Source organism: Mucilaginibacter sp. (assembly GCF_036383575.1).
Lineage (GTDB): Bacteria > Bacteroidota > Bacteroidia > Sphingobacteriales > Sphingobacteriaceae > Mucilaginibacter.
This window is the reverse complement of sequence record NZ_DASVOB010000670.1, coordinates 1-4,178: the sequence shown is the minus strand read 5'-3', so window position 1 is coordinate 4,178 and position 4,178 is coordinate 1. Positions and strand designations below refer to the sequence as shown.

Sequence of the window (4,178 nt, the reverse complement as noted above, 5' to 3'; positions counted from 1 at the left end):
CCTTGCCGTTGAAAATCTTGAAGATGGCCGTGACCTTGCCGTAACTACCGATTTCAGGAGCGTGTTCAGCTCTGTAGCCGATAAACATCTCGCCATAAATAATGATCATATTCTTTTCCCGGATTGGCAAGGGGAGCGGGTGAATGTAATGAGGTGATAAAATAGCTCTTTAATTCTGCCGTGGGTTTAGCGATAGCGTTACCCGTGGTTGGGCATAACTGAAGTTTTCAACTTCAGCACAAAAATGAGGTTGACTGCGGCTTGCCTACTTGAACGCAGGCCAGAAGTGGGGTACTTGCTGCAGCGGGGTGTGCTCTTAGAGACTTACGAAGTTTTGAAAACTTCGTAAGTCTGAAACGAAAGAGCGAAAAACAACTACTGAATAGTATAAGTAAGCGTAGTATAATAAAACCCACCGATAGACGGGCCGCCTAAAAACGAATTGTAATATTTATTGGTAAGATTGCTTGCACCCAGTTTTACATTCAATTTAGTTTTCATGAAATCATAATTAAGCTGGGCATCAATTGTGCCGTAGTGATCAACATTGCCATTCACTAAAAAGGACTGCCAGTAATATCCGCTTTGCCATTTATAGGTTACGTTAAACCCTAAGTTACCCAGCACTCTATTACCACCGAAAGAAAAGTTAGTGATCCACTCAGGTGTATTAAAGCCATCTTCCAACGCGTCTTCATTGGTTGTGCGTTGCAATTTAGCGTATGATGCATTGCCCGATAACTGTAAATTAGCCGGCAAATGATAGGTTAGGCCAACACTGCCACCAATATTGGTAACCTTGCTTTGTGAGTTTGTCCACGCGCGGTAACGGCCTTGTTTGGTTTTGTCGTTCAGGTAGTAAGGGATTGAATCGGCCTTTTGTGTATTGGGTACATTGATCTCAACCTGGGCAATGAAGTGATCATATTTATTGTAATAAAAATCTGCATCGGCGCTTAATTTTCCATCAAAGAACAGGGCTTTATAACCAGCCTCAAACGAGTTGATATGCTCGGGTTGGAGGTAGGTATAGGGGTTCTTCTTTAGTAACCCTTTTTCTTTTTCAATGGCGGCATTGGTTGAAATACCCTGGTTAAAATCATTTTTTACCGCGGTTTGGAAAGCATCTATAGAAGTACGCAGATATGAATTTTCAAAAATGCCGTTTGATACCACGCGTAAACCACCAATGCGTTTAACCCCGCCACTATTTACATTAGAGAACGCTTCGAAAATACTCGGGAAACGGTAACCGCTTTGGAATGATACCCTGATGTTATGCTCCACTGCCGGCGAAAACACCAATGTAAAGCGTGGGTTCAGTTTTAGGTCGAAGTAATCGTTACGATCGCCGCGCAGGGTGGCCGATAGTTTGAGCTTATTATCCCAAAGCTCTTTTGATGCCTGAATAAAACCGCCTGTTTTACTGTAATCAAGGTTGCTAAACTCTTTGCCCGGTACATAGTTGATAAAATAATTGCCATCCGGGTGAATAATATAAGTACGGTGATCGAAGCCCGCAAGCAGGTCCAGCCCTGTTTGTTTAATAAAGTCTTTCGATATGGCCTTTGAAACATCTACTTGTCCTTCTATATGAAACAAATCATCTTTAACCCGTAATGCCGAGCCTACGTCCCAATTATTAATATCGGCCAGTTTATCCAGCGTGTTTTTAAAAGCAGTTGTTCCGGGTTGGTAACGGCCTGCATCTGCAACCTGGCGGGCCTGGTTTAAGGCCTGCTGTACATTTGCTCCTGCTGATGTCGCATTGTTAAAGCCTTTGGTAAAATCGGCATACCAGTCGTTATCGCTCTTAAAGTTGCGGTCCATGTTTTCGCCTGCCGAGCGTAGGTTGTATGATTTGCCGGTATTTTCAATAGTAAGGTAAGTACGCACCTGGAAAATATCGTTCTTCAATTCAAGCGCATGTTGTTGCAGAGTGTAGCCCTTCAGCCTGAAACGGTTGGCCCGCTGGTATATATTATCCAGATCTCCAAAACGGAAAGTGTAGGTAAGCTGTGTTTTCGGGCTGAATTTATAGGCCAGTGCAGCATCCAGTTTTACGTTGTGAAGGCCATAACTCGTCAGATCTTTTTCGGCATAACCAGTACGCGCTACCGAGTATTGCTTGCCGCCAAGGGTAATGGTTTTCCTGTCGGATGATTCATTACCGTAGCCATTAATGGGGTCATAAGCCGGGTTCTGCGGGCCGCCCGGAATGCCCAGTTTAGCATTGGCAGCAGCATTTTGATCGGTTGTGTTATCGGCAATCCAATCATAACCGGTAGTATAAGTACCATTCAGCTTAAAAGCAAATTTTGGCGAAAGTACCTCTGCTATCCTGAAACTGGTTTCTGAAAAGCCTTTCACGCCTGTTTCTTTATCACCCACATGGTTAATACCCGTTTTTTGCTGAATAGTGATACCCGGCGAAGTAAAGGGATCCTTAGTAATAAAGTTGGCCAATCCGTTAATCGCATTTAAACCGTAAAGTGCAGATGCCGTGCCAGGAATGATCTCCACGCTTTCAATATCCAGATCACTCGGGCCAAGCGCATTGCCAATGGAGGCACCCAAATGTGGCGCCTGGTTGTCAACGCCATCAACCAACTGGGTAAAACGCACATTGGTAGTATTGGCAAAACCACGGGTGTTGATAATGCGGAAACCAAGACTGGGGGTGATTAGTTGTACGCCTTTTACATTCTCCAATGCGTCAAAAAATGATGGCGCTGCCGAAAGCTTAAAAGCTGAGGCTTTGATTTTTTCGATACTGACAGGCGAACGTAAAATGCTTTCGCTGATACGCGAAGCACTTACAACCACTTCCTGAAGTTGTTTCTTTTTAATGTTGACGGTGTCTGCCGTGACTTTTTTTAGGGTATCCTGCGCCTTAACGGCCAAAACAGTACTTAATAAGGGTAAAGTAAGGAGTAGTTTTTTGTTCATTTAGTTTTTTGGTTGCGACCTTTTAAAAATAAGCCTTAAAATAACGTTATATTTTTAAAAGTATAACCATTTTCGGCCTTTTATTGTATTTGATGTGTGAGTTGGTGGGTTTTATATGATTTAAATTGTTATTTAATGGTAGTTAGTCGTTCTTTTGAGCTAATCCTTACAATAAATCACTTGTTTATTTTGCAGGGATGTTGTCGAGCGCCTGGAGTTAAAATGGTGTTGCTTTGATACATATCGACGAAAAACTGAATCGATTTGTATAACAGCCGTTTATGGTTTGTAGTTAAATTTGTTTAAATCGATATACCTATGAAAATATTTGCCTGGCTGTTATGCTTCTTGTTGCCTGGCCTTGCGACTTCGGCTCAACAAATTAAGGGAACCTATGCTATTAAAAATGAACAAACCGGGATGCTGTTAAGGGTTAAAGATGCGCATTCAGAAAATGGCACCCCACTCGTGGCCTATTATCCCGAAAACTGGAAATGTATGACTTGGGATTTTCAGCATGTAGAGGGCAATACTTATAAACTAAAGAATTTGTTCACCAGCAAGACTTTTCAGCCTGTAGCCCAGGCCAACGAAGGAGTAGCGCTGGAGGAACGACCACTTAATGCCGATAATGCAACCCAGCAATACGAATTTGAACTTATCGATAAAGATACCTTCCTGATCAAACTGAAAGGCACCGACCTGTACCTTACCCCATCCGACAAAAAAGGCAGCGTGAACTCAAAAATAATCCTGGCTAAAAAAACTAATACGAAGGACCAGTATTGGGATATCTACCTGCAATCGCCTACCATGTAATTATTTAAAGAAGTTAAATTTGTTGGTAAGTTATTTGTTTGATTGTCAGATTAGTTAAGTCGGGAAATAAAAAAGCCGCATCGTTATGTTTTGATGCAGCTTTTGTAATGTTATAATGTAAAAAGCTCTTTCTCTGATTAACCAATTGTCTGCCTGATCTTTTCGGCGGTGGCGTTAAATTGCTCGGGCGTAAATTTTTGTTTGGGGAGCGAAAAGTTAATGCTGCTCATATCATTCATCGGGATAAGATGGATATGCGCGTGGGGAACATCGAGCCCCATAACGGCCACGCCAACCCGGGGGCAGGGAACAGCTTCTTTTAAGGCGATGGCTACCTTTTTGGCAAATAACTGCAAGCCGGTATAGGTGTCGTCATCCAGATCAAAAAGATAATCAACCTCCTTTTTAGG

3 protein-coding genes are annotated in these 4,178 nt (G+C 42.6%); 1 reads left to right on the top strand and 2 read right to left on the bottom strand.

Going from position 1 to position 4,178, the window contains the following annotated elements; all coding sequences use genetic code 11:
- Positions 1-375: 375 nt before the first annotated feature.
- The gene (locus VF500_RS23430; protein ID WP_330861993.1) at positions 376-2,949 is read right to left on the bottom strand and encodes a TonB-dependent receptor; all 2,574 of its coding nucleotides are present in this window, start codon (positions 2,947-2,949) and stop codon (positions 376-378) included.
- Between the two features lie 318 nt (positions 2,950-3,267).
- On the opposite strand from VF500_RS23430, the gene VF500_RS23425 reads away from it, so the two are divergent.
- Positions 3,268-3,768 (top strand): hypothetical protein, encoded by a 501-nt coding sequence (locus VF500_RS23425; protein WP_330861992.1) that lies wholly within the window; start codon positions 3,268-3,270, stop codon positions 3,766-3,768.
- A gap of 137 nt (positions 3,769-3,905) precedes the next feature.
- On the opposite strand, the gene VF500_RS23420 is transcribed toward VF500_RS23425, so the two are convergent.
- On the bottom strand, positions 3,906-4,178 hold a 273-nt coding region (locus VF500_RS23420), incomplete at its 5' end, for an HIT family protein (RefSeq protein ID WP_330861991.1).

What these genes read in the sequence shown, in the direction of transcription:
- VF500_RS23430 (WP_330861993.1), bottom strand. Translation starts at nt 2,949, where the DNA reads ATGAACAAAAAACTACTCCTTACTTTACCCTTATTAAGTACTGTTTTG.
- VF500_RS23425 (WP_330861992.1), top strand. Translation starts at nt 3,268, where the DNA reads ATGAAAATATTTGCCTGGCTGTTATGCTTCTTGTTGCCTGGCCTTGCG.